Genomic DNA, 22,783 nt, shown 5'->3' with positions numbered 1-22,783 from the left:
CCGTGCCTGCGGGAAAGGCCTTGGCCGCTTACAATCCTCCGCGAGGGGAGCGCTCGACATCCATACCGCGAGCCCGGACGACGCTCAGGGGACGTACCGCTCGGCGGTGTTCAGCGCCACGCCGCCGTCGGTGCCCCCGATGATGAGCACACTCCCTGATTCCAGCCACGTCGCGGTGTGAGCGGTGCGCGCCGATGACATGGGGGCGATGGACTCCCAGCCGCCATCCCGCCGGAGTATCTCCGCGGAGGCACGCGGCTTCTCGTAGGGGGTGGCATACCCGCCTGTCACCAGCACCTCGCCCGAGGGCAGCGCGGTGGCAGTGTGGAGGAAGCGGGCTTCCCCCATGTTGGCCTGGGGCGTCCACGAAGCGCTGCCTGGTTCGAAGAGGTCCACTGACGGGAGGACCGTTCCAGGTGAACCCTCGAGGGATCCGGTGACCAGGACCTGTCCAGAGGGCAGCAGCGTCGAGGCGTGTCCGTTGCGCCCACGGCCCATCCGCTGCGAAAGGAGTCGCCATCCTCCATCCGGTAGGTTCGAGTCGTAGACCTCGGCGGTCGTCTCCGCTCTGTCGTAATTGAAGCCACCGATGGCCAACGCCACGCCACCGTCCAGCAGGGTGAGCGTCAGCATGTTGCGGTTGATGTTCAGGTCCCTCGCCTTCGTCCAGGATTGGCTGACCGGGTCAAAGAGTTCGGCGGTGTTCAGCCCGTCGTCCCCCGAGAATCCGCCCCCCGCCACCAGCACCTTCCCCGAGGGCAGCAAGACGGCGGCATGGCCGGCACGTGCTCCGCTGGGGAGGGGACCGACCACGGTCCATTGATTCGCACCTACGTCATAGATTTCAGCGCTGTCCAGCGCGCCACCCGTGGGGCCCCTGCCACCGGCCACCAATACCTTGCCATCCGGCAACAGGGTGGCGGTGTGGTCCATGCGAGCCGTCCTCAGGTTCCCCCCGGGACTCCAGCTGTTTGATGAGACGGTGTAGAGCTCCGTCGTGTTCGTCGGGCTGACCGCCGAGAGGTCGCCCGTGCTGCTTCCGCCAACAACCAGCACCCTGCCGTCTCGCAGCGCGGTGGCCGTATGGCCTGTGCGCCGCACCCGCATCGGCTCCACGGATTTCCATCCCGGTGGTTCGCGTTCGTCATCGGGAAGGCCTCCGTCAGGTCCTGCATCCTGCCCCGCGTCCTCGCCGTCCTGCCCCGCGTCCCCGCCGTCCGGTCCACCTGCATCCTGGAGGTCATTGCCGTCAGGCCCCGCATCCGACCCGCCATCCTTGCAGATGCGAGGATTGTCGAGGCAGAACTGGTCCACCACGCCGTCGACGTCGAGACACGCAGTGGCCTGGACGCCGAGCAGCAGCATGCCAAGGGCTGTCGAGCGGAGCAGGGGCTTCATGGCCACCTCCCAGACACGAACACGGACGTCCCATCCAGCCCGAGCTGCACGGGCACCGGCTTCTTCGGCGACCCCAGCAGGTACATCCCCGTGGAGGCGCCCAGCCCCACCAGGCCTCCCACCAGCAGCCCCACGGAGGCCGTCTGCAGCCTTCGCGCGCTCTGGGCTACGTTCCGGGCATCGGCCTCTGAATGGATGTCCTTTGCCACGTCATCCAGCTTCGACTTCCTCCCCTCCGCCACACCCCAGAAGACGCCCGCCGCGACGACGAGGGCCCCTCCCGCCACGGCGGGAATCATCGCCCGGTCTCGCAAGGATGGGTGCGCGCCGGACACCTCCCGCACGGGAGAGGATGAAGACTCCGGGAGTCCCGTGGTGACGACGGGGAGCGGCTCTCGCGGCGCCTGGACCTCCTGCGCTTCCGAGGGGGACTCCTGCTTCAGGGGCTCACTGGCCGCCCCCCGCGCGGCCAACGCCTTCAGGACTCTCTTGCGCACCGCTTCGAAGTGCCGCTTCACCTTGGGCGAGACAGTCAGCGGCAACTTCGCTTCGGGGTTCATGCTCAGGGCGGACGTGAAGGCGGCTTCGGCGTCGCTCAACCTTCCGCTCAGCTCCGCCAGGATGACGCCCTGGTAGAGCGACAGCACCACCTCATCCTCGGACCCGCGCGCTCCCTCCTTGCAGCGAGCCACCTGGTCCAGGGCACGCTCGTACTCGAGGTCCTCGAACAACAGGGAGATGGACTCCGTGCAGAGGCGTACGTCGGGGGAGACGTCGCCTCGGGCAACCCCTGGGATGAGGGAGAGCCAGAGAAGCAATCCCCAGACACAGGTTCCGGGCAGCCACGCCTTGCCGTGGATGGAGGGACGCATCGCATTGTCTTTCATTGCACGGGTCCATGCTCCCGGTGCTCGCGGAGATGAAGGGTTGCCCTGTCGCCGGGTGCTGCTCCGTCCTGCGATTGCGTGGCCCCGCTTCGTGGATGGACCCGTCGCCTCCGAGGGGCCTCGTCCACGAGGGGGCGCGCATGCCGCCTGACCGCGTCTACGGCTTCGGCGTCACCGGTGGGGTGTCGCTGCCCTCCGGCGTGGAGGGGAGGGCGGTGCCACCGGGCAGCGGGGAATGCGCCGCGTCGCCCAGCGGGGCTCCCTGCCGCTCCTGGAACCCGGTGCCGGCGGACGTCTGCCCGAAGGGGCCCGTGAAGGCGTCCTTCGTGTCCGAGTACTTCGCGTCCACCGTGCCGAGCGGAGCTCCAGGAGCCCCGCCCGCCCCGGACGTCTGGATGACCTCCTGCTGCGGCGGGGGCGTCAAGCCCAACACCTTCTCCAGCTCCGCCTTGCGATTCGTTCCCTCGAAGGCCGACTCGAGCTCGTTCTTCGTCGGCTTCACCTTGTCGATGTCCTTCTGGCTGTACGGGGCGGGCTTGCATTCCTCGAGGGCCAGCGCGTTCGCCTTGTGCATGGCCTGCTCCGCGCTCCTGGCGGCCAGGGCCGCCTGCTCCTCGGCCTTCTGGAGGTTCTGGGCCGCGGTCCTGGACGCCTCGTTGGCCTCCTTGAGCTTCTTCTCCGCGGCGGCGAGGGCTTCCTTCGACTTCTTCGCCTCCTCGGGCGTCTGCCCCGGCTTCTGCGCGGCCTTGCGTGCGTTGGCGGCTGCCTTCTCCGCGGTGGCCTTCTGCCGTCGCGCGGCATCCGCGGAACTCCGGGCCTTCGCCAGCGTGTCCCGGGCCTCCGTCGCCGCCTTGCGTTTGGCTTCGGCGGCGAGCCGCGCCGCCTCCGCCTTCTGTCGGGCTGCCTCCGCGAGACGCTGTGCCTCGGCGGGATCGACTTTGGATGCACTCGAACCACCGACTGCTTTCACTCCAGTCATGGGGCCGCTCCTCTTGATTGGGGCTGGCGGGTCAATGAATGGCCGCCCGTGCAATCAATGAGGAAGAGGGAGTGGGCCCAAGGGCATCCCAAGAAACCCCTGGGGCCCCCAGGCAGGGCTTCAGTCCAGCAAGCCCTGGAGGCTGAGATCCAGCCGGCTGCTGAGCAGGCCCAACAGGCTCTCCAGTGCGAGCCGGTCCTGCTTCAGCCGGGGCGTGAGTTCCATGCGAACACGTTCGAGCAACTGCTCGCGGGCCTCCGCGATCCTTCGCGCGATGCCGGAGCGCGAGCTGCCATACATGAGCGTCAGCCGGTCCATCGTGAACCCATGAAAGTGGTGCAGGCGCAGCAGGGTCCGCTCCTGTTCGGGGAGCACCGCCACCGCTTTCTTGAGCGACTCGACGAGGAGCTGGCGCGCGTCTTCGCGCAGCAGCGCGTACTCGGGGTCGCTCGGGGCCAGGAGCCGCGCGAGTTCCTCGGGAGGCTCCGCGACGAGCTCATGGCGCGCGTCCCGGCCCACCAGCTCCCCGGCGATGCGCGCGGCGACGATGCCCACCCAGGTCAGCAGGGGCCCTCGTCCCCCATAGCTCGCGATCCGCGGGGGCGTGTCGCCGCTGCCCACCAGCAACCGCTCGCGCAGCACCTGAAGCACTTCGTCCACCATGCTCGGCGACACCCTCCCGAGCCGGGCGGGAATGTACCGGAGGACGTTCTGCTCGAAGGCCCGGAGGGCCGAGGGCTCCCCTCTGGAGCAGGCGCACGCGAGGTACAGGTCGGCGCCGTGGAGGATGCGCAACACCTCCGCGGTCCTTCCCACGGGCAGGTGGCGGGCCAGGTGCCGCGAGAAGGCCTCTTCTGGAAGCGGCGTCAGGGGCCCTGTCCACCGGGTCCGCGCCGCCTCGACGTGTTGGTTCAGCAGGGCCTCCAGCCCCTCCACGGCGTCCAGCTCCGCGCGCTGCTCCCGGAGCAGGTGCTCCCGCAGCAACGCCGCCAGGGAGCCTGTCGTCCGTTGCTCGCTCATCGCTTCGCCTCCCGCTGTTGCCAGGCCAGCACCCGCTGGAGCTCCGGCCGGCCCCGGACCCCCACGGACTCCAGCCGCGTCCGGGCCTCTTCGGCCAGTTCGAGCGCCCGCGTCCGGTCCGGAGCGGGGCGCGTTTCGAGGAGCGCCCGGGCCAACAGGAAGGAGGTCCTCCCGGCCGCCTCCGCGTCACCGGGCGTGCCCCAGCGGGTCTGGATGCGACGGGCGCGCTCGAGCAACGGTGTAGCCTGCGCCGCGGCGCCCAGTGCCAGATGCGCCTTGCCGGCACAGGTCAGCGCGTTGGCACCGTCCTGGGACTCCGCGCCATCGGCCTTTTCGGTGAGGGTCCGTGCCCGCCCGCAGTACGCGAGCGCCTCCTCCGGGGCCCCTGTCTCCAGGGACAGCTCGGCCAGCAGCAGCAGCACGGACACCGTCTTCCCTCCCTCCGGGCCGGAGTTCCCCTCCAGCCGCTTCAGCGCGTCCAGCAGGTCGCGTCGCGCCTCGGGGTAGCGGCCCGCCTTCAGGTGCACCTGCCCCCGGACGGTCAGCGGCAGGGCGGCGCGCGGCGAGTCCGGGCCCAGCGAACGCTGGACGCGCTCCAGGGCCTCCGTGGCGAAGGCCAGCGCCTCGGCGCCCTGGCCCGCCTCTCGGGCGAGGACCGCCTGCTCCGTGAGCGCGAAGATGACGGTGATGTGATTGGGGCCCCGGCCCCGCTCGAAGATGGCGCGTGCCCGCTCGACCTGTGAGCGCGCCTCGTCCAGCCGGCCTTCCAGGCGCGAGACCCCGGCCAGGTTCAGCAGCACCGTCCCCATCGGGGTGGTCTCCGGGCTGGAGGACGCCTCCTGGAGGGCCAGGGCCCTGCGCCAGGCTTTGACGGCCTCCTCGTGCCGGCCCACCTCCAGCGAGGCCGTGGCGACCCGGTTGTAGGAGGTCACGAGGGCCGGGTTGTCGGGGCCCAGCAGGCGCTCGCGCAGCGCCAGGGCCTCGCGGTGGAGTTTCAGCGACTCCTCATAGCGGCCCTGGCCGTAGCGGATGCGTCCCAGCTGGTGGATGAGGTTGGGCGTGCGCAGGCTGTCCGGGCCATTCCTCCTGCGCGAGAACTCCAGGCCCTGGAGCGCCTCCTGCTCCGCCTCGGCGAGCTGGCCGTGCGCCTCTCGCAGCGACGAAACGCGCGTGTGCAGGTCCGTCGTGATGTCGGGGAAGCGCTCCCGTCCCAGCCGCTCGACGGCGGCCCGGGCGTGCAGGATGAGCTTCTCCGCCTCGTCGGTGCGGGACTGCTCCTCGCCCACCACCCAGATGAGCTCCAGCCACGCCCGGGCCACCGTCTCGTCGTCACGCGCGGCCTCGCCCGCCCACAAGGCCTGGTAGAGGAACGCCTCCGCTTCCTTGGGTTTGTTGAGGCCCCCGAGGAACACGGCGTGGGCCAGGAGCACCTCCGCCCGCAGCGGCTTGTAGTCGAGCCCCTTCAGCTCCTCGAGGAGGGCTGTCGTCACCGAGAGCCCCTCGGTGAACCGGTGTGACAGGAGGTGGGCGCGGGCCTGCGCCAGCTTGTGCCGTGCCGCCTCCACCGGGGCCCGGAGGTTCTCGGGCGGTTGCGGCCGGGCTGAGAGTCCGGGCGCGTCCCGACAGCCGGCGAGCCCTTCGAGCGAGGTCGTCAGCGGGTGCGCGTTCTGCACCGTCAGCGCGTCCGCCTTCTCCAGCACCTCGGTCACGGCGGCGAACTGCCAGAGCCGCGCGTCGAGGCACGCGGCCGTCTGCCAGGCGAGGTCCTCCGTATCGCTGTCCGCGGCCATGCAGGCCTCGGTGCGAAGCGTCCGCCACTGGGCGGCGTACGCGTCCAGCGTCGACGCGAGCTGCGCCCATGCTGGCGCGGCGTAGGTCGCGCCCGTCGACAGGAAGGCCGTGCGGATCCGCTCGCGCCGGGCGGGGCTCCAGGCCGCCGTGAGCTTCTCCACCTCCTGCTCGCAGTGGCTCCCCTCGCGATGCGTCATCCCATAGGCCGCGAGGGTGCCCAGGACGCCCGCCACGGCCGCGGTGGCCGTCATGCGCGCAAGCCACCGGATGGGGCGTGGAGCGAGGGCCGCCAGGAGGGACTCCATGGACGGGAAGCGCTCCTCGGGGTTGGCGCTGAGCCCCCGGAGGACCGCGCGCCGGACGCGGGCTGGAACCTTCACCTCCCGCTTCGGGGGGCTGATGGTGCCTTGCCGCGCGGCCTGGGCCAGCTCCTGGAGCGTCGCACCCTGGAAGGGGCGCACGCCAAAGAGGGCCTCGTAGAGCGCCACGCAGAAGCTGAACTCGTCGGAGTGCGCGTCCGCGTGCTGGCCCTCCATGATCTCCGGAGCCATGTATGCGGGCGTGCCCAGGAGCTGGCCCGTCCGCGTGAGGTGCCTCATGGAGGCGACCGGGGCCTTGTCGGGCTCCTGGAGCGGAGCGCCTTCTTCGTGGTGGATGGATCCAGCGATGCCGAAGTCCGTCACGAAGACGCGGCCCTCCTTGCTCAGGAGGGTGTTGGCGGGCTTGAAGTCACGGTGCACCAGGCCCGCGGCGTGCGCGGCGGCGAGGCCCTTGCCGGCTTCGCGGAAGACCCGGAGCACCTCCTTCCAGGGACGCGGCTGCTGCATCCACTCCGCCAGCGTGGTGCCCTCCACCAACTCCATGGCGAGGAAGACGCCGTCTCCATGGGTGCCCACGTCGTAGAGGGTGACGACATTGGGATGAGCGAGCCGGGCGAGCGCCTGTGCCTCGCGCAGCAGCCGCTGCCGCAGCTCTTCGCGTTGGCGTCCCTCGGGGCGCAGCATCTTGAGGGCCACCCGGCGTCCCAGTTCGGGGTCATCCGCCGCGTAGACGACGCCCATCGCTCCAATGCCGATGCGCTCTCGCACCACGTACCGGGAGAGCTTGTCGCCCGGCAGCAGTGGCTGGGACGCAGCCTGCGTGGAGGCCGTCGGAGCGCCGGCCAGGACCTGGGTGCCATTCCCCGCCGCCAGGACCCAACGGCAGTCCGTACAGCCTTCCAGGTGCGCCAGGACAGACGCCCGGTGCTCTTCTGAGAGCAGCCCCGCGAGAAAGTCCGTCAGCGTCACTTCCTCTGGACATGAATGCATGTGCTCACTCCGCGATGCGTTCCGGTTTGCCAGACAGAGCCGTCGGAGAGTTGATTCAAGCGCGTGGGCATTCCCCCTTTGAAGTCCTGGGATGCAGCTTAGACCATTTCCTCTCTCTCCACGAGCGCATGGGCAGTCGTGCGTTGACTCGCGCACGGAAGAAATCTTGGGACGCAGGCGCGCCCATTCCCTCTTTCCCCATGAGCGCATCACTGGATTCTTGGTTTCCAGGAAGAGCGCTCGGCGTTTCGTAAGTCCTGTGTGTCGGTGTCTTCCTTTCATCCGCGTGGTGTCTGTCCATCCCGATGATGGGCCGTGAAGCCTTCATCAAGAGGGGAGTGTCCCATGGGCGCTGTCGCAGCTGCGAGTGGTCCAGGAGCAAAGGTAGACACCGCCGAGCAGCAGCGAAAAGCGCAAGCGGATCGGCAGAAGGCGGAGGCAGCGAAGGTCGCCGCCGATGCCAAGATCAAGGCGGCGGCGGAGGCCCGGAAGGCCTTGCCTCCGGTCCGGCGCGCCGCGACGACCGCGCGGCAGGAGAAGGCCGCTGCGGCCACGGTCGCCAAGGACGCTCGCAAGGACGCGCGGAAGCCAGGGCAGACACCCTCGGAGGTGAAGAAGTCCAAGGAGACCTCCGCCACCGCGGACAAGAAGCTTGAGGCTGCCACCGGGAAGTCGAAGGCCGCGGACGCGAAGCTTCAGGAGGCCGAGGAGAAGGCAGCCCTGACCGCGACGCGCGCCGAGGAGGCCATGCGCAAGGCGAACGCGTTGGCCCTCGCGGAATGCAAGGCGCCGCCCTACAGCCAGAAGGACATCGACAAGGTCAAGCCGACGAAGAACGAGCTCGACTCGGCCTTCGAGGGCACGAGTCGAAAGGCGGAGCTGGAGAAGGTGTTGGGCTTGACGCCTCCGCCGCAGCGGAAGGCCGCACGCAAGCCAGAGAAGGGCGAGGCGCCTCCGAAGTCCCTCGATGCGGTGGATGCCAGGGTCGCGAAGGCCGCCGCGAACACGCCCAATGGGAACATGTACACGGACCCGTCCACTGGCGCGAAGTACCAGGTGAAGCAGAACGCCACCACGGGCGAGACGGTGTTGTCCGACACGACCCGCGGCACCACCGTCACCGTCAAGCCTGACGGCAGCTACACGTCCACGGTGACGTCAACGGAGTCGACGAAGTCAGGCGGCACGCGCGAGACGACGTGGACGAAGTCGTCAGACGCACAGGGCAAGCCGACGCGCCTCGAGTCGCGCACGAGCCAGACGGAGCAGCACCCCGAGACTGGAGCCACCACGACGACGTCCACCACGCAGTACGACGCCACGCGCTCGCCGCCAGGGCCTCGGTCGCGCACCGAGGAGGTGCTCATGGAGAAGCCTCCGGCGGCGCTGGAGCAGAGGCGCGGCACGCCGCAGGGCCCGGCGACGGTGAAGACGGAGACGCAATTCAACGCACAGGGCCTGCCGACGAAGCAGGTGAAGACGACGGAAATCCACACACCGGGCTTCAAGGCCCATGACGTGAGCGCCTTCGAGGCCGGGCAGGATTCGGCCCTGCGCAATGCCTCCAAGGGGGAGGACCACCACCGGACGAACAACGCCCCCACCCCGCTCAAGCCTGGAGAGTCCAGCCTTACCCTCACGGAGGAGACGCGCTTCAACGCCCAGGGAGAGCCCGCCGTCTCCACGCGGAAGACGGAATTGGTGGCCACCCAGGCGCTGAAGTCAGACAAGAACGGCAATGGCGTGCAGGTGGTGCGTACCCAGCAGGAGGTGACGCGCGGGCCCAAGGACTCCGTTTCCATCGACACGGCGCCCGCCCTCACCCCGAAGACGCCCGGCGCCGTCAACCAGCGCACCACGGTGACCGGGTATGACCCGGACGGCAGCCACTTCGAAGCGGGGCACGCCCGCCGCTCGCGGACGGTGACCCAGTCCTCCGGCACCGTGGACGCCCACGGACAGATGCAGCTGAAGCACCAGCCCACCCAGGTCCAGAGCCTCCACGAGGCCAGCGACAACCGGTGGCGGTATGACCACGTCGGCTTCGACGTGGGCGCGGACGGCAAGCCGGTGCCGGGCCAGGAGCCCCGGCAACTCGACAAGGAACGTCAGCTCAACTGGTACGAGGACGCGACGGAGTTCGTCGGCGACGAGCTGAAGGCCCTGGCGGACACGGTCGACGACATCGCGGATGCCGCCTCCGACTTCGTGACGGCGCCGCTGCAAGAGGCGCTGACGGACGAGATCCAGAAGCTCGACAGCGCCGGGGACTCGGTGTCGCTGAGCGGCAACCTGGACGTCAAGGTGGGGCTGAAGGGGGGAATCTCGGGCGAGGCCGCCATCGAGCGGACGGAGGACGGCAAGTACCAGCTGTCGGCGGAGGTGACCGCGGACGTGGGCGTGGGCCTGCTGGGCTCGGCGTCGGTGGGGGCCGGTGGCCGCATGGAGTGGATGTTCAACACGCCCGAGGAAGCAGCGAAGGCGGCCCTCACCCTGGGCAAGGGGCCCTCGGCGCTGGCCCCGGGGAGCGAGGGCCACACGTTCCTCAGGGAGCACCTGTCCGCGATGGAGGTGAACGTCACGGGCGAGGTGGAGGCGGGCATTGGCGGGGGGATCGGCACGGGGACCGCGGAGCTGTCAGCCAGCCTGGGGGCGACGGGGAGCCTGCGGGTGGAGTTCGACAAGGGCAAGCCGACGCACCTGGTGAAGTCGGTGTCGTTCGAGGGCTCGGGCGCGGCGGGAGCGGCCACGGGGCTCAAGGGCAAGGCGGACCTCAGCCTGGGCGGAGAGGTCAGCGGCTCGGTGAGCATCGAGACGAAGACGCCGCTGGATGCGAGCAAGCTGGACGGCAACGACGTGCTGTCGTTCCTGACGGGCGACAAGAGTGATGCGCTCGTGGGGCCCTCGGAGACGAGCATCACCGTGGAAGGCTCGGTGGATAGGGGCAACCAGGGCCAGTACTTCACGGCGGAGGTGAGCGGGCTGACCGACAAGGAAGTGCAGTCGGTGACGGACAAGTTGAAGGCCGGCAAGTTCGAGAACGCCTTCGACGACCTGCGGAAGGAAGCGAAGGTCACCCAGGGCAGCTTCAAGGACCGTGAGCTGGGCGTGGGGGCGAAGCTGGGCGTGGTGGACTTCGAGCTCAGCGCGCGGCACCGCGACGTGACGGCGGAAGGTGGCGGCGGCGGCGGGAATGGAAGCACCACGGTCAGTCTTGGCGGCGGGAAGCGGCGTGGGGGCAGCGACGGGCCGTCAGGGAGCCATGGCTCGACGGGAGGCCCCAACCGCTCGACGGGCAATGAAGCAACTGGCGGAACAGGGCCGTCCACGAAGAAGCCTGGGAACACCTCGACGGACCGAGATCTCCCTACCCAGTACCGGGTGAATCCCGCGACGGGGCATTTCACGCCCGTGCCGCTCCAGGATGGGGGCCCCTCGCGCGCGGATCAGTCCGACAAGCCAGGCACCCTGCGGTCCAGCGCTGAGAGCCGTCCTCCTTCTACGGAGAAGCGGACGTTGGCGTATGTCGATGTACCGACAAGCCCGAAGGTCGGCTCCAAGGTGAATGACGGGGTGAAGGACGCTCCCGTGGAACCCAGGGCCGCAGGCGAGGGCGGGGCAGGGAAGCCTCCCCCGAGCCGACCGGCCGGAATCAGCGAGCCGGGGGACACCCAACCGGATTTCATTCCCCTTTCGCCGAAGAGCACGCGACCGAACGGTGTCCCCGCCACGCCAAAGGACACTCGACCGGATGGGGTCACTCCTCGAAATGAGCCCACCCGACCCGAGGGAGTCACTCGCTCGAAGACGCAGGATGAGATCATCGATGACGGTGTCCGGGCGCTGGAGGTCGGGGATTTCGACATGAATGCTCCGGGACAACTCTATCACTCTTCGTCCTCCTCCGCGTTGGATGGGATTGAAGCGGCTGGCGGTCTATTGCCCGCGACTCAGCTCAAGGCGAAGGACATCACAAGAAAGTCCGGGGAGGGGCCCCAGTACTCTCGAACGAGCACCGAAAAGAATTTCATCTCCTTCGGCAAGGGCCCGGATGGATTGGGGACGGCACATGCCTACTCGGACCTCTACGAACAGTCCAGCCGCTACAATCCCTCTATTCTGACCCCCGAGGAACTCTCCACTCAGATCACCAAGTACCAAGATCTGCTCTCGCGCAAACTGCTCGAAATCGATCCGCTCCCCCCCGTGCTGGCGTCGAATAGCAAAGCGGCAACACGGCTTCGCCAACTCAAAGCAGAGCAGGCCCTTCGCGGGAGTTTGCCAGAGGACGATCGCCCGCGTCCGTATCCGATGTTGTTCGAGTTCGATGGGGCCCAGATCCCTTCCCAGCCGCATGGGAACTTGCCAGGTGAAGTCAAGGTGCTCCAGAAGGCGGGCCTCGAGAACTTGAAGCGGATCTTCGTGCCGGCGGACAAGGTCGCGGAGGTTCAGGCGCGAATGGACCGAATGCTTGGAAGAGAGCCTCAGGTCCAGGTTATCCCACTGGAGTCTCTGGAACAGGTGATTCCGTCCGACAGTTCGCCGGCAGATAATCGCAAATCGACTCGAGAGCGCATGTTGCTTAATGAGAAGAAGATTGAAGAGTATTACGATGACCGGCTGGAGAAATTTCCGCCGAACTAGTCTCAATCACTTGGGATCAAGAACATGAGCCTTTTCATCCAAGCAACGCCGAAAGCAAGTCCGTACTACCCGAAGGGCGAGACGGCGAAAATCACCTTCGAGCACGGGCAAATCCAGGTCGAGTGCAAGGAAGAGGAGACCCACGAACTTCTCCGTGGCTTGCTGGCCAATCAGCTTTTCGTTCAGGGGAGGGGGTTCCGACTGCTTCGCCGCAGCGAGAACGGGGCCCTGTTCCGGAATCCAGAGACCCAGCGCTACGAGCTTGAAGGGTATGTCCGTCTCGACGAAGCTCCGGAGCGCGTGCTGCGCGCCATCCAAGACGGGCTTGAGGCCACAGAGCAGTTCGAGACTTCGCTCGTCCATTCGCAGTGAAGTTCGAGGCATGTTCCACGGGAGTTCGGGGGGCCATGGCTCGTGCCTGGCGGCGCACGTCCGCCTCACCAGGGATTGTGGATTTGCCCCCGTCAAATCGGACAGTCCAGGATTGAGAGTTGGCAGAACGGGACTCGCAGAGTGACTTCATCTTCAACCCGTGGTGGTGGTGGGCCACGATTGGAGTCGTCGAACCAGGAGGGCAACTGGGCGAAGGCGTGAGCGGCCGAGGGCGGTTCGTTGACGTAGCTGTAGTCGCGCTTGAAGGTCATCACAAAGGACTCGGCCAGGCCATTGCTCTGGGGTGAGGGGGACGCACTTGCGGGCCGAGGCCGAAGTCGCGGATGTCCCTGGCGGTGTAGACGGGGCCGTTGTTGGACAGCCACTCCACTGCGTGGGGCGCTTTCGAGGTGCCCGAGCCGCAGCGAGCCTCCGCCTCCGCCTCCATCGACACCGCGACAGCGAGTCGCGTGCAGTTGCCCTGGGCCGAGCTGTCGAGCGTGTAGCAGAGGCCGTTCGAAGGACAGCCGGAGCTGGCTCTGGGCCCTGCTTTCGGGCACGAGGTGACGATACAGCCCAGATCCAGGACACATTGCAGGCCGCCGTGAGCTTGGATTCCTAATGCACCGTGCAGCGGAATGCACAGGTGCGCGGCCTCATGCACACCGGAAGGCCATCCTTCCCACCAGGGGCGGTCGCATGCGTTGGCACATGCGTTGCTCCAGAGTTGGACATGGTCGATCCCATCGTGCTGTTCGTGTGTTTCATCGTCCTCTCGGGGCCCGTGCTCTTCGTGGCGGGAATCGTCGTCATGTCGAAGGGCTCCGGAATCCGTGGAGGCATCCTGACGGTCCTGGGCGCCTCGACGATGGGGCTCGTGTACTGGGCTTACAGTGCAATCAGTGACATGAACTTCTCGAAGGGGCGCGTGCTGCGTCTCAGGGGGCGCGCTCGCGTGGCCCGTCGAGCCCTGGGCGACGGCTGGGCGGACGACGCCACTCCCAACATCGAGGGTCTCACGCCCTGGCAGCGGACCGTGCTGGGGGAGGCGTGGCTTTACTCCGCGGGCATGGAGCACGCGTCGGTTCCCGCCTTCGCGAAGCTGTCGCTCAAGCTCTCCGCCCTGGGGGCGCCGTCGGAGCTGCTGGAGGCGTGTCACCTGGCGGCCCTGGACGAGGTCCGTCATGCCCGGCGGTGTTTCGCGCTCGCCCGGGCCTACTCGGGGCTGCCCTGGAGCGCGGGAATGATTCCGGAGCTGAGCCAGGACCGTCCCCAGCGTCCCGGTCCAGCCGAAGGTGACGACTGGTCGCGGCTGGTGCGCGGGTCGTTGCTGGATGGATGCCTGGGGGAAGAGCTTGCCGCCAGCGTCGCCGCTGAAGCGTCAAGGCGGGCCAGCGACCCGGTCGTGCGTGAGACGCTGGCGGTCATCGCCGAGGATGAGGGACGGCACGCGGAGCTGGCCTGGGATGTCATTGCATTCGCCCTGGAGCGGGGCGGCGGCACGGCGAAGCAGGCGCTGCGTCAGGCATTGGAAGCGCTGGAGACACAACGCACGCCTTCACTCCCCAGCATCCCGGGAGTCGATGAGGCCTTCCTCGCGCGCAACGGTGTGTTGCCCCAGGCGGAGCTGGGACGGCTGATGGAGGAATGCATCCAGCGAACGCGGGCGAGGTGTCAGCCCAGCGTCAGCAGCGCGCCGCAGACCATCATCCCCACGCCCACGACGAGCTTCCACGACATGGGCTCTCCCAGCAGGCCCCACGCCAGCACGAGCGTGAGGGCCAGGCTGAGCTTGTCGATGGGCGCCACCCGCGAGGCGGGAGCGAGCTGGAGCGCTCGGAAGTAGGCCAGCCACGACAGGCCCGTGGCCACGCCGGAGAGCGCGAGGAAGAGGAGCGTGCGGCGGCTGAGGGAGGGAAGGGCGGCGCCCTCTCCCCGGGCCAGCGCGAGCGTCCAGGCGAAGACGAGCACCACCACGGTGCGCAGGGCGGTGGCGAGCGTGGACGGCACTCCCTCCACACCCACCTTTCCCAGAATGGCGGTCAGCGCGGCGAAACCCGCGGCGGCCAGGGCGTAGATCCACCACGTCATGTGTGTGACTCCAGGGGCAGCGGCATGGACGCCGAAAGCAGAAGCCCAGCAACCCGGTGGGGTTGCTGGGCCTCTGTACATCCACTTCCTGGCGGAGGACTACCGGACGACGGTCAGCGCCGTGTCATCGATGAAGAAGCTCGTCGCCAGCGACGAGTCCTCCGTGCCGTTGAAGTAGATGCGGACCGTCTGGCCCTTGTACGCGGCCAGGTTGAACGTCCGCTGGACGTAGGCCGTGCCCTTGTCCAGGTTGCTGTACGTGGCCAGCGTGGCCAGCACCGTGCCCGCGCTGTTGCGGACCTGGACGGCCAGCTTGTCGTAGGCCGTCGAGGTCGTCGTCTCGGAGGAGGTGATGCGCGCCCAGAAGGTGAACGTGGCGCTGCACGCCGAGGCGGGGATGGTGACGTCCTGGTAGGCGAACTCGGTGCGCGTGGTGCCGTAGCCGTTCATGTAGGCCTTGTACGTGCCCGTGCGCGGCGCGCTGCCGGACGTGGTGCCGTCGATGACGCCGGACGACGTCGTCCAACCCGTGTTGCCGCTCTCGAAGCCGGCGTTGACGAGGAGCTGCTCGGTGATGGAGCAGCTGCCCGTGCCGTTGTTCACCGTCACCGACACCGTGGAGGACGTGCCCACGTTGTTCGCCGCGTCATAGGCCTTCGTGGTCAGCGCGTAGGTGCCGTTGGCCACCGTCGCCGTGTTCCAGGAGATGCTGTACGGCGAGGCCGTCGCCGTGCCCAGCAGCGCGGTGCCCGCGTAGAACTCCACGCGAGAGACGCCCACGTTGTCGGTGGCGCTGGCGCTCAGGCTCGCGGTGCCGCTCAGCGTGGCGCCGCCCGCGGGAGAGGTGATGGACGTCGTGGGCGGGGTGGTGTCGCTGCCGCCGCCACCGGTGATGAACAGCGTGTACAGCAGCTTGTTGGGAGAACCGGTCCCCGGGCTGGTGACCTTGTTCGGCGTGGCGTTGTTCACCAGCGCGTCGCGCACCTGCGCGGGCGTCGCGCTGGGGTTGGCGCTCAGGTAGAGCGCCGCGGCGCCAGCCACGTGCGGCGACGCCATGGACGTGCCGCTCATGGACGTGCTGGACGAGTTGCCGGAGTTCGACGCGGAGGTGATGCTCGAGCCCGGCGCGAAGATGTCCACGCACGTCCCGTAGTTGGAGAACGACGAGCGGCCGTCGCTGCTGGTGGTGGAGCCCACGGTGATGGCGTTGGGCGCGCGGGCCGGCGAGTAGTTGCAGGCGTTGGCGCTGTCGTTACCGGCGGCGACCACCGTGGTGACGCCCGCGGCGATCAGCCGCTCCGTTGCGTCGTCGATGGCCTGGATGCCGACATCGCCCAGGCTCATGTTGGCGACCGCGGGCTTGACGTGGTTGGCCGCCACCCAGTCGATACCGCCAATGACCTGCGCGTCGTTGCCGTAGCCCGTGCAGTCGAGCACGCGCACGCCGTGGAGGGTGACCTTCTTCGCCACGCCCCAGGTCGTGCCGCCCACCGTGCCCGACACGTGCGTGCCGTGGCCATGGCAGTCGGACGGGTCGCTGTCGTTGTCGATGAAGTCGTAGCCGTTGCCGATGCGGCCGGTGAACTCGGTGTGGGTCTGCCGGATGCCGGTGTCGATGACGTACGCGTGCACGCCGGTGCCGTCGACGTTGTACGTGTAGGAGCTGTTGCGCGGCAGGTCCCGCTGGTCGATGCGGTCGATGCCCCAGGTCGCGCCGGTCTGCGTCGCGGACACGTGGATGAGGCCGTTCTCCTGCACGTACGCCACGCGCGGGTCGGACAGGAGGCGGCGGGCCTCGGCCTCGGTCATGTTCGCCAGGAAGCCGTGGATGGAGTGCTCATAGGTCCGCAGCACCCGGCCTCCGCCGAGGGACACCAGCTCCCGGGCGATGTTCGCCGCGCCCTGCTGCCGGACCTCCTGCGTCGAGTCGCGCAGGACGACGATGTACTCGTTGGGGATGGCCCGCTCGCGGCGGATCATCTGTGCCGTCTGGCCGATCTGCTCGCTGTCGGACTCCGGGCCCTCCGGCATCGGGCCGCACGCCGCGGCCAGAAGGGAGATGGCGCTCACCGCCTGGGTCAGTTTCAGTTTCATTCGGCCTCTCAGGGAACGTGCGGGCACCGGATCGGAAGCCCACGCACAAGCTGTGAAATTAGCTATTCTTGAATAACTGGTCAATACGGCTTTCGGCGCCGCGCCCCGTGTGTGTTTGCCAGGCATCGTCCGGGGCCGGTTCGTCGAGCCGGACCTGCGGCCGCTCCCGGGGTGGCGTGACGGCGGATATTGAGTCCCTTGCATTGAGCGAGCGTTCATTCAAAGATTGGGGGCATGCCTCGTACGGCTGACGCCAATGCAGTCCTCCGGGAGAAGACGCGGGAGCGCGTGCTCCAGGCCGCGGTGCGGCTCTTCTCCCGGCACGGCTTCGACGGGACCTCTGTCCGCGCGCTCGCGCAGGAGGCGGACATCGCCGTGGGGCTGCTCTATTCGCACTTCGAATCGAAGGAGGCGGTGCTCTCCGCGCTGATGCAGTCGTCGATGCTGGACGTCGCGCGGACGCTGGAGGCCGCGGACCGCGAACCCACCGCGCGGGGCTTCGTCACGGTCCTGCTCACGTCCGCCGTGGAGATGATGGACGCGCACCGGGACCTCTGGCGGCTGAGCCAGGGCCTGCGTCACCAGCCGGAGGTGCTGGCGCGGCTGAAGCTGCCGTTTGAGCACTTCCTGGGGGCCACGCACCAGCGGCTGAAAGCGGCACTGGCGGCGCGCGGCGTGCAAGAGGCTGACATTGAAGCGCGGGTGCTCTTCGCCTTGGTGGAGGGCATCTCCCAGCAGTACGTGCAGCACGAAGGCGGCTACCCCGCCGCCGCGGTGATCCGCGCCGCGGCCCGAAGGTGGCCCGCGACTCCTTCCCGCAAGCGAAAGGCAGACACCCCATGAAGCGGCTGAAGGTTCCAGGCGGTGAGATGGCGTGGCATGAGGAGGGGCAGGGTACGCCGGTGGTGCTGGTGCACGGAACGCCTTCGTCGTCGCGCGAGTGGCGGGACGTGGCCCGGCGGCTCTCGCCGTCGTACCGAGTGCTCGCGCCCGAGCACCTGGGCTTCGGCGACAGCGAACGGCCCGGGGACTGGCGCACCTATTCGCTGCCCTGGCACGTGGAGAACCTGCGCGCTTGGTTCGACCAGATGGCGCTGGGACCGTTCCACCTGGTGGTGCATGACTTTGGTGGGCCCATCGCGCTGCCGCTCGCCATCGCGGCGCCGGAGCGGGTGCTGAGCCTCACCGTGGTGCAGAGCTGGCTGTGGGACCTGAAGGGCCCCAATGTCGACAACGCGTTGATGCGATGGCTGTATCTGTCCTGGAACTTCTCCGCGCGGACGCTGGTGAAGATGTCCTGGGGACGCCGCACGAAGCTGACGCGGGAGCTGCACCAGTCGTTCATGTCTCAATTTCCGGACCGGGCGTCACGGATGGGCACCTGGGGCTTCGCGCGCTCCATCTCCCACGAAGGCCCGTGGATGGACGAACAGGGGCAGGGCCTGGGCCGGCTCGCGGACGTTCCATCGCTGGTCGTCTGGGGTAGGGCGGACAAGGTCGTGAAGCCCGAGCACCTGGCGCGGTGGAAGCAGGCGCTGCCCCGTGCGCGAGTGCTGGAGCTGGAGGACGTGGGTCACTTCCCGCAACTGGAAGCGCCTGACGCGGTGGGTGCCGCGCTGCTGGAGCAACTGGCCCGTGTGGGTCAGCCCCGCTCCATTGACTCCCTGCCGCCAGCGCCCGTTTGATCCTCAACGTCCGCTGCTGCTCCCCAGGAGTCACCCCGTGCCTCACCCCGATGCCCAGACGGCGCTGGAGATGCTGGAGTACTGCCGCTTCGCCTACAAGGCGTACGCCCAGGGCTGTGTCTATCCGATGGATCCGTTCTACGAATCCCACGGGGCCGGGATGTGGCAGGGCGCGAGGGATCGCGTCCTGGCCCAGGTGCACAAGCTGCTCGGCAGCGAACCGGACATCCACAAGTTCGATCCCATCGAATACGACCTGAGGACTCCGCCGAACCCCCGGAGCGGAGTCGTGTACCGGGGCGGCACGGGAGCCTCACCGTACATCCTGTTCCAGCCGCGGGAGCTGGACCGCTCCATCTCCTTCTCGAAGGGCGTGGACCTGGAAGGGGAGGACATCCCCATCAAGGTCCAGGAGCTCTTCGGGGAGCGGACGCTGCTGGGCCTGGAGCACTCCGAGGCGAGCGGCTCGAAGCGGTGCTGCTACTTCCAGGGCAAGACGGGGATGACGCAGACGCACCCCACGGCGGGCTGGCCCAGCTGGATGGGGGCCGCCATCTACGACCCCGACCTCGAGCGGCTGACGGTGGTCTTTCGCGGCAGCCGGAGCGGAAGCGGCGGACGCGCGCTGGGACAGGCGCTGGTCAACAGCGCGGGCAGCCCGGACTGGGTCACCGACATGAACCACCTGAAGGAGGTGAAGGTCGGCCGGTTCAGCAACGCGAAGCTGTCCGCTGGCTTCTGGTACGCCTACGCGAGCTGCCAGGAGTCCCTGGCGGCGGCCTGCCTGGAGGCGATGCACGGCCGCGTTCCACGGGAGATCATCTTCACCGGCCACAGCCTGGGCGGCGCGCTCGCGCAGTGCGCGTATCTGGACCTGGCGGGCGGCGAGCTCCTGGAGAAGGTCTACGCGAAGATCAAGAACCGGGTGAGCGTCTGCTGCTACGCCATCTCCGCGCCGCCCGTCGTGCTGGGTGAGAAGTCGAGAGAGAAGCTGGAGCTGCACATCGGCGGGCCCGCGCAGGTGTTCCACTACTTCTCGCCGTACGACGCCGTGCACAACAGCAAGAAGGTGAAGACCTCCGGGGTGACGGCCGTGAACTCGGTCGTGGGCGTGTTCACGCATCCGCTCACGTCACCGTGTCATCTGGGGCAGGAGATTCCCTTGAAGGATTGCACGCTGGCCTTCCCGGACGCGCATGAGCCCGAGGAGGTGCGCAAGGGGCTGGTCGGGCTCATCCGGAAGGAGAGCAGGATGGGCCTGCCCGCGGACCCGGGCTTCTGGCCCACGTTCGACTTCAACCCCACCGGGGCCTGGGGGGCGTCGGTGCGGCCGGGTAGGGATTGGGCCGCGGAGGCGCTCGCGGCGCACCTGAAGATCGCGCTCATCTCCAGTGTCTCCGAAGAGCGGGCGCGGGTGCGCGCGCGGCTCTGGGCGGACGTGGTCAAGGGCAGTGGGAAGAAGAAGGCCGACTACGAGATCGTGGACGACACGGATGGGGCCTCGTTCGATGCCTTCGCCGATGCGTGTGGCCTGGTGTCGGAGCTGAGCAACCCCTTCACGGACAACCGCTCACGGAACAAGACGCAGCTGCGAGCCCTGCGCAACGAGATGATCAAATCCTACCAGGGGGCCTCGGGCCACAAGGCCTCCTCGAGCGTCTACTTCGTGATGCTCCAGTACCTGACCGCCGCGCAGTACGGCCTGGATATCGTTTGATTCAGGGAGGCATCACTTCCGGTTCGCGCAGAACGGGGCGTCGAAGGTTCCCGTCAAACCTGTCCTCGTTCCGTCGGATCTTTCCTGGACCTGGACATCGAAGCTTCCAACGAGGCGGTCCGTCGTAGCGGTCGTCAGGTGGATGCTCCCGCTGGTGGCCACCCCGAGGGTCTCCGTTCCCCCGTCCGTGAGGCGCTGCTGGATCTGGACGAACCCGGGGCCGGTGGCGTTGCCGACCTCGAATGTCCCTGTCGCAGGGGGGCCGAGGACCGAGACCGTCACGAAGCGGGACGGCGGAAGGTCATAGCCGGCGTCCGCGGGGGTCGTGCAGAGCCCGGAGAAGTCGGTGTCAGCCAGCACGGCAATCGAGAAAGAGGTCCCGCCGTCGGGGCTGCGCGGCAGGAGCTCGCCGGACCAGGTCACCGGGAAGGCCTTGTCGCCCTGCAGGGACCCCACGCCCTCCGTCTGCTCCGACTTGGAGCCACAGGCAGGAAGGAAGAGCAATCCGATGACGGGAAGGAGGTTCAAGCGCATGGGGCGTCCTGGATGAGCGGGTTGGGCGTTCTGAGGATTCCATGTGAGCAGTGGGAAGCCAATCCGGCCATTGTACCGGGGCCAGGGGCACGACCTCCGGCCCTCGCCATCGCTCACTCGGCGCCCCGGCAGCTCAGAAGGCGGGGATGACGGCGCCGTCCACGTCCTCCAGCGTGCGGGGCTGCTGCTCGGCGTCGATCTCCTTCAGGTCCAGCTTGCGCGGATTGCCCACCACGTCCTGGAGCGTGGCGCCCGCTCCCGCGCCTTCGCGCAAGGTCAGCAGCCCCTGCTTCGCGAGCAGGTGCAGGGCGCGCGCGGCATTGCTGGGGTCCGCCGGCAGGCTGAGCTTCGCGCCCATGGGGAGCTCCGCGAGCTGCCGGAACCGGAGGGAGTAGAGCGCGAGCGGTTCCAGGTGCACCGCGCCCACGCTCTTCAACGCGAGGTGGCGCTCACCGGCGAAGCGCTCGCTGGAGTGGGGCTGCGCGCTGGGGGCCGATGACTTCGTCACCACCAGCGGGGCCTCCGAAGCGGTGCACCTGTGCCTCGTCGCGGCCGCGCGCAAGGGAGACACCATCGCCATCGAGTCCCCCGCCTACTACGGCACGCTGCTCGCCATCGAATCGCTGGGCCTCAAGGCGCTGGAGATTCCCTGCCATCCCCGTCATGGCATGGAGCTGGACTCGCTGGAGGCCGCGCTGGAGCGGCGGCGCGTGTCCGCGGTGCTGGTGGTCCCCAGCTTCAGCAACCCGGTGGGCAGCTGCATGCCGGAGGCAAACCGGCGCCGGCTGGTGGAGCTGGTGACCGCGCACGACGTGCCGCTCATCGAAGACGACATCTACGGTGACCTGCACTTCGGCCCGGAGCGTCCCCGCCCCTGCAAGACCTTCGACACGCGCGGGCAGGTGATGCTGTGTGGTTCGTTTTCAAAGACAATCGCCCCGGGCTTCCGCGTGGGCTACGTGGCCCCGGGCCGGTTCCGGGAGCGCGTGGAGCTGCTCAAGTTCGCGCACACCGTGGCGTCGCCGCTGCTGACCCAGGAGGCGGTCGCGCGCTTCCTGGAGAACGGCGGCTATGACAGACATCTGCGCGCCCTGCGCCGCAACCTTGCCTCGCAGGTGGAGCACGTGGCCCGCGCCGTCGCCGAACACTTTCCCTCGGGCACGCGCGTGGCCCTGCCCTCGGGAGGGCTGCTGCTCTGGGTGCAGCTGCCTCCCTCGGTGGATGCCCACGCGCTCAACGCGCGGGCACTGGAGGCGGGCATCAGCATCGCGCCGGGGTCCATCTTCTCCGCGCGGCCGGACTCCTACCGGAACTTCATCCGGCTGAGCTGTGGCCAGCCCTGGACGCCGCGCATCGAGGCCGCTGTCGCTACGCTGGGGAGCCTCGCCTCCGGACTTGCTAGCGCGTCGCGACGATGAACAGCCGGGGGAAGGGCAGCAGGACCGTCCCGTCGGGCAGGGCCGGGTACGCCTGGGCAATCCCTTCCTGGTAGCGGCCGAGGAAGTCTGTCTTCTCCCCCGCGTCGAGCGGTTCAAGGAAGGGCCGGAGCCCTGAGCCCTTGAACCACTCCACCACCGCGCCGGCGCCTCCGGTCAGCGGGTGGAAGTAGGTCGTGCGCCAGACGTCCACCGTGGTGGCTCCGGCCTCGCGCAGCGTGCGGAAGTACCAGTCGGCATCGTGGCGCTCCGTCCGGGCGCTCGCGGCTCCCTTCAGTGTGTCCGCCCAGGGCCCCGCGCTGGCGGTCTCCCGCATCAGCCGGTGGGACGGCTCCTCCAGGTTGTCCGGCATCTGCACCGCGAGGCTTCCACCCGGCGCCAGCTTGTGGAGGAGCACGGGCATCAAGGTGGCGTGGTCCGGCACCCACTGCAGCACAGCGTTCGCCAGGAGGGCGTCGTAGGGGCCCGGGTCGCTCCAGGTCGCGATGTCTCCCAGGTCGAACCGCACGTCCGGCAGGCGCTTGCGCGCCGCGGCGAGCATGTCCGGCGAGCTGTCCATTCCGGTGACGGCGGCCCTGGGGAAGCGGGCGCGCAGCAGCTCCGTGGAGTTGCCGGGGCCGCAGCCGATGTCCGCCGCGCGCTTCACGTCAGCCGTGGGAACCCGCGCGAGCAGGTCCCGGATGGGGCGGTTCCGTTCGTCCTCGAAGCGCGTGTACTGCGCGGCTGACCAGTCCATGGGCGTCCCCTTTTTTCTTGGGAACCTACCGCGTCACGGCGGTGTCATGGGTTGTCCATGTCTTCGCGGGCATGCGCTCGCCATTCGCG

General features: G+C 68.5%; 15 protein-coding genes and 1 pseudogene. 6 read left to right on the top strand and 10 right to left on the bottom strand.

The genetic code is table 11. The annotated features are described in order from the left end of the window. Window positions 1-84 precede the first annotated feature (84 nt). From D7V80_RS03330 to D7V80_RS03310, 5 genes are all read right to left on the bottom strand, one after another. On the bottom strand, window positions 85-1,398 hold the full coding sequence (locus D7V80_RS03330; protein ID WP_199738349.1) for a kelch-like protein: 1,314 nt from the start codon (window positions 1,396-1,398) through the stop codon (window positions 85-87). Continuing rightward, a complete protein-coding gene (locus tag D7V80_RS03325; protein WP_120586762.1) occupies window positions 1,395-2,285 on the bottom strand; it encodes a hypothetical protein in 891 nt (296 codons plus the stop codon). Before D7V80_RS03325 ends, D7V80_RS03330 begins: the two co-directional genes overlap by 4 nt. Before the next feature lie 157 nt (window positions 2,286-2,442). After that, a complete protein-coding gene (locus D7V80_RS03320; RefSeq protein WP_199738347.1) occupies window positions 2,443-3,264 on the bottom strand; it encodes a hypothetical protein in 822 nt (273 codons plus the stop codon). Window positions 3,265-3,384: 120 nt separating this feature from the next. Continuing rightward, window positions 3,385-4,284: an RNA polymerase subunit sigma-70 gene (locus D7V80_RS03315; protein WP_120586761.1), complete on the bottom strand. Its 900-nt coding sequence runs from the start codon at window positions 4,282-4,284 to the stop codon at window positions 3,385-3,387. Then, window positions 4,281-7,385 (bottom strand): tetratricopeptide repeat protein, encoded by a 3,105-nt coding sequence (locus D7V80_RS03310; protein WP_120586760.1) that lies wholly within the window; start codon window positions 7,383-7,385, stop codon window positions 4,281-4,283. Before D7V80_RS03310 ends, D7V80_RS03315 begins: the two co-directional genes overlap by 4 nt. A gap of 345 nt (window positions 7,386-7,730) precedes the next feature. Here D7V80_RS03310 and D7V80_RS03305 point away from each other — a divergent pair, with 345 nt between their 5' ends. Together D7V80_RS03305 and D7V80_RS03300 are read left to right on the top strand one after the other, a co-directional pair. Next, a complete protein-coding gene (locus D7V80_RS03305) occupies window positions 7,731-12,029 on the top strand; it encodes a hypothetical protein (protein WP_147446974.1) in 4,299 nt (1,432 codons plus the stop codon). A 24-nt stretch (window positions 12,030-12,053) separates the two neighbouring features. Beyond that, on the top strand, window positions 12,054-12,401 hold the full coding sequence (locus D7V80_RS03300) for a hypothetical protein (protein ID WP_120586758.1): 348 nt from the start codon (window positions 12,054-12,056) through the stop codon (window positions 12,399-12,401). Window positions 12,402-14,075: 1,674 nt separating this feature from the next. Here D7V80_RS03300 and D7V80_RS03290 read toward each other — a convergent pair. After that, window positions 14,076-14,492: an EamA family transporter gene (locus D7V80_RS03290; RefSeq protein WP_120563698.1), complete on the bottom strand. Its 417-nt coding sequence runs from the start codon at window positions 14,490-14,492 to the stop codon at window positions 14,076-14,078. A gap of 99 nt (window positions 14,493-14,591) precedes the next feature. Continuing rightward, entirely contained in the window at window positions 14,592-16,586 is a 1,995-nt protein-coding gene (locus tag D7V80_RS03285; RefSeq protein ID WP_120586757.1) for a S8 family serine peptidase, read from the bottom strand. 234 nt (window positions 16,587-16,820) lie between these two features. Here D7V80_RS03285 and D7V80_RS03280 point away from each other — a divergent pair, with 234 nt between their 5' ends. The 3 genes from D7V80_RS03280 to D7V80_RS03270 are packed head-to-tail and all read left to right on the top strand — an operon-like array spanning window position 16,821 to window position 19,988. Then, on the top strand, window positions 16,821-17,429 hold the full coding sequence (locus D7V80_RS03280) for a TetR/AcrR family transcriptional regulator (protein ID WP_120586756.1): 609 nt from the start codon (window positions 16,821-16,823) through the stop codon (window positions 17,427-17,429). Next, window positions 17,426-18,271: an alpha/beta fold hydrolase gene (locus tag D7V80_RS03275; RefSeq protein WP_120586755.1), complete on the top strand. Its 846-nt coding sequence runs from the start codon at window positions 17,426-17,428 to the stop codon at window positions 18,269-18,271. The genes D7V80_RS03280 and D7V80_RS03275 overlap by 4 nt, the downstream gene beginning before the upstream one ends. 37 nt (window positions 18,272-18,308) lie before the next feature. Beyond that, on the top strand, window positions 18,309-19,988 hold the full coding sequence (locus D7V80_RS03270) for a hypothetical protein (protein ID WP_120586754.1): 1,680 nt from the start codon (window positions 18,309-18,311) through the stop codon (window positions 19,986-19,988). A 12-nt stretch (window positions 19,989-20,000) separates the two neighbouring features. Here the strand turns inward: D7V80_RS03270 and D7V80_RS03265 are convergent, their stop codons facing one another. Both D7V80_RS03265 and D7V80_RS03260 read right to left on the bottom strand, forming a co-directional pair. Continuing rightward, the gene (locus D7V80_RS03265) at window positions 20,001-20,522 is read right to left on the bottom strand and encodes a hypothetical protein (protein ID WP_120586753.1); all 522 of its coding nucleotides are present in this window, start codon (window positions 20,520-20,522) and stop codon (window positions 20,001-20,003) included. A 133-nt stretch (window positions 20,523-20,655) separates the two neighbouring features. Continuing rightward, the gene (locus D7V80_RS03260) at window positions 20,656-21,096 is read right to left on the bottom strand and encodes a MetQ/NlpA family ABC transporter substrate-binding protein (RefSeq protein WP_233585103.1); all 441 of its coding nucleotides are present in this window, start codon (window positions 21,094-21,096) and stop codon (window positions 20,656-20,658) included. Here D7V80_RS03260 and D7V80_RS03255 point away from each other — a divergent pair. Then, window positions 20,978-21,940, top strand: a pseudogene (locus D7V80_RS03255) (PLP-dependent aminotransferase family protein); the annotation flags it as partial. The gene D7V80_RS03260 and the pseudogene D7V80_RS03255 overlap by 119 nt on opposite strands. On the opposite strand, the gene tam reads toward D7V80_RS03255, so the two are convergent. Continuing rightward, window positions 21,921-22,694 (bottom strand): trans-aconitate 2-methyltransferase, encoded by a 774-nt coding sequence (gene tam, locus D7V80_RS03250; protein ID WP_120586752.1) that lies wholly within the window; start codon window positions 22,692-22,694, stop codon window positions 21,921-21,923. The pseudogene D7V80_RS03255 and the gene tam overlap by 20 nt on opposite strands. Window positions 22,695-22,783 lie beyond the last annotated feature (89 nt).

It is taken from the genome of Corallococcus sp. CA054B, from assembly GCF_003611625.1.
In the GTDB taxonomy this organism is placed as follows: Bacteria; Myxococcota; Myxococcia; order Myxococcales; family Myxococcaceae; genus Corallococcus; species Corallococcus coralloides.
Note: the sequence above shows the minus strand (reverse complement) of the source record. Positions and strands in the feature narration are given on the sequence as shown.

Bases quoted from the DNA above. Each gene is read 5' to 3' on its own strand.
- D7V80_RS03315 (WP_120586761.1), bottom strand. From the start codon at position 4,284: ATGAGCGAGCAACGGACGACAGGCTCCCTGGCGGCGTTGCTGCGGGAG.
- D7V80_RS03265 (WP_120586753.1), bottom strand. From the start codon at position 20,522: ATGCGCTTGAACCTCCTTCCCGTCATCGGATTGCTCTTCCTTCCTGCC.
- D7V80_RS03320 (WP_199738347.1), bottom strand. From the start codon at position 3,264: ATGACTGGAGTGAAAGCAGTCGGTGGTTCGAGTGCATCCAAAGTCGAT.
- D7V80_RS03275 (WP_120586755.1), top strand. From the start codon at position 17,426: ATGAAGCGGCTGAAGGTTCCAGGCGGTGAGATGGCGTGGCATGAGGAG.
- D7V80_RS03325 (WP_120586762.1), bottom strand. From the start codon at position 2,285: ATGAAAGACAATGCGATGCGTCCCTCCATCCACGGCAAGGCGTGGCTG.
- D7V80_RS03285 (WP_120586757.1), bottom strand. From the start codon at position 16,586: ATGAAACTGAAACTGACCCAGGCGGTGAGCGCCATCTCCCTTCTGGCC.
- D7V80_RS03290 (WP_120563698.1), bottom strand. From the start codon at position 14,492: ATGACGTGGTGGATCTACGCCCTGGCCGCCGCGGGTTTCGCCGCGCTG.
- D7V80_RS03300 (WP_120586758.1), top strand. From the start codon at position 12,054: ATGAGCCTTTTCATCCAAGCAACGCCGAAAGCAAGTCCGTACTACCCG.
- D7V80_RS03330 (WP_199738349.1), bottom strand. From the start codon at position 1,398: ATGAAGCCCCTGCTCCGCTCGACAGCCCTTGGCATGCTGCTGCTCGGC.
- tam (WP_120586752.1), bottom strand. From the start codon at position 22,694: ATGGACTGGTCAGCCGCGCAGTACACGCGCTTCGAGGACGAACGGAAC.
- D7V80_RS03260 (WP_233585103.1), bottom strand. From the start codon at position 21,096: ATGGTGTCTCCCTTGCGCGCGGCCGCGACGAGGCACAGGTGCACCGCT.
- D7V80_RS03310 (WP_120586760.1), bottom strand. From the start codon at position 7,385: ATGCATTCATGTCCAGAGGAAGTGACGCTGACGGACTTTCTCGCGGGG.
- D7V80_RS03305 (WP_147446974.1), top strand. From the start codon at position 7,731: ATGGGCGCTGTCGCAGCTGCGAGTGGTCCAGGAGCAAAGGTAGACACC.
- D7V80_RS03280 (WP_120586756.1), top strand. From the start codon at position 16,821: ATGCCTCGTACGGCTGACGCCAATGCAGTCCTCCGGGAGAAGACGCGG.